The organism is Mycetohabitans endofungorum, from assembly GCF_002927045.1.
Lineage (GTDB): Bacteria > Pseudomonadota > Gammaproteobacteria > Burkholderiales > Burkholderiaceae > Mycetohabitans > Mycetohabitans endofungorum.
This window is the reverse complement of the sequence record NZ_PRDW01000056.1, coordinates 1-1,753: the sequence shown is the minus strand read 5'-3', so window position 1 is coordinate 1,753 and position 1,753 is coordinate 1. Positions and strand designations below refer to the sequence as shown.

Annotated in this window: 1 protein-coding gene; it reads right to left on the bottom strand. The window is 62.1% G+C overall.

Annotation, left to right across the window (positions count from 1 at the left end):
• Nucleotides 1–1,753, bottom strand: a 1,753-nt coding sequence (locus B0O95_RS15135) for a condensation domain-containing protein (protein ID WP_146064129.1), incomplete at both ends; no start/stop codon positions are given.

The window sequence follows — 1,753 nt, the reverse complement described above, 5'->3', positions numbered from 1 at the left end:
TGCCGCTCTGTGGGCGCGCGCGGATCAATCGGTACGTAAGCGGCCCCTGCCTTGAGGATCGCCAGCTGGGCCACCACCAAATCAATCGAGCGCTCCAGCAGCGTGGCAACAGACTGCCCGGGGCGGATGCCCAGATCGATGAGCCGATGCGCGAGGCGGTTGGCCCGTGCGTTCAATTGCGCATAGCTCAGTGTCTGCTCTTCATGCACCAGCGCAATGGCTTGCGGACTGCGCGCCACCTGATCTTCGAATAACTGATGCACACACCGGTGTGCCGGATACTCACGCTGCGTCGCATTCCATCTTTGAAGCAGCAACTGACGCTCATCCGCTCCCAGCATCTGCAGCGTTGCCACCGGTTGCTGTGGGCAGGCCACCATCGCCTGCAACATCGTCGTCAGATACCCCACGTGCCGCTCGATCGTCGCGGGGTCAAACAACGCACTCGCATAGTGCAACGACCCAATAATTTCCTCGCCTGCTTCATACAGATGCATTTCCAGGTCGAACCTGACCATGTCGTAATCAAGCTCGCCAGGCGTGACGTCCAGCCCGGGCAGGCGCCACTGCCCTGTCTCATTGCTCTGCCACGCGAACATCACCTGAAATAGAGGCGTATGATTTAAGCGGCGCGGCGGCTGCACGATCTCGACCACTTGCTCGAACGGCAGATCTTGATGCGCCTGCGCGTCCAGCGTCGTGCGCCGCACGCGCTCGAGCAGTTGCGTGGTCGTCGGTTCGCTCTCCAGATTCACGCGCAACGCCAGCGTATTGACAAAAAAGCCAATCAACGGCTCGATCGCAGCATGCCCTCGATTGGCGCTGGGCGTGCCGATGACCAGATCCTGCTGGCCTGATAGGCGCGCGAGCACCGCGCTCCACGCGGCGAGCACCGTCATAAATAGCGTCGTGCCGTGCTCACTGCTCAAACGCTTGAGCGCTTGCGTGGTTCGCGCATCGATCTGCACCGGCACGTGCGCGCCGGCAAACGACTGTTGCGCCGGGCGCGGCCGGTCTGTCGGTAGCGCCAGCAGCACCGGCGCGTCGGCCAGCATCGTGCGCCAGTAGTCGCTCTGCGTTTGAAGCCGCTCGCCCGACAGCCACTGACGCTGCCAGGCCGCATAATCCGGATACTGGATCGCCAGCGGTGGCAATGAATCAGCTTGGGCTCCAACACTGGCCGCGTACAGCGCGCTTAACTCGCGCACCAGCACGCCAATCGACCAGCCGTCCGACACAATATGGTGCTTTGTCAGCACCAATACGTGCTCGTCGTCGGCCAATTGGATCACGCATGCGCGCATTAGTGGCCCGCGCGCCAAATCAAACGGCGCACACGCTTCATCGGCGTTCAAACGCGCCAGCTGCGCGTCGGCATCAGACACGCCGCGCAGATCATGCCAGTGCAGTGGCACGCCCGTGTCAGCCGGCAACAGCTGCACCTGCGGCTGACCCTCGACACTGACAAACGTCGAGCGCAGCGCCTCGTGGCGCGCGAATAGGGCATCCAGCGCTTGTTGCCATGCTGCCCGATTCAGTGGCCCATGCAAATTCAGGATAAGCGGAATATGATAATTAGCGCTTGTCTCATCAAGTTGAGTGAGGAACCACAGCCGCTGCTGCGCGAACGACAGCGGCAAACTGCCTTCGCGCGAGACCGGTGTGATCTCAGGCAATGCGTTGACTTGCTGGTTCAACTGCGCACTCACCGCCGCCGCGAACGCCGCCAGCGTCGGCGACGCGAATAAGCTTG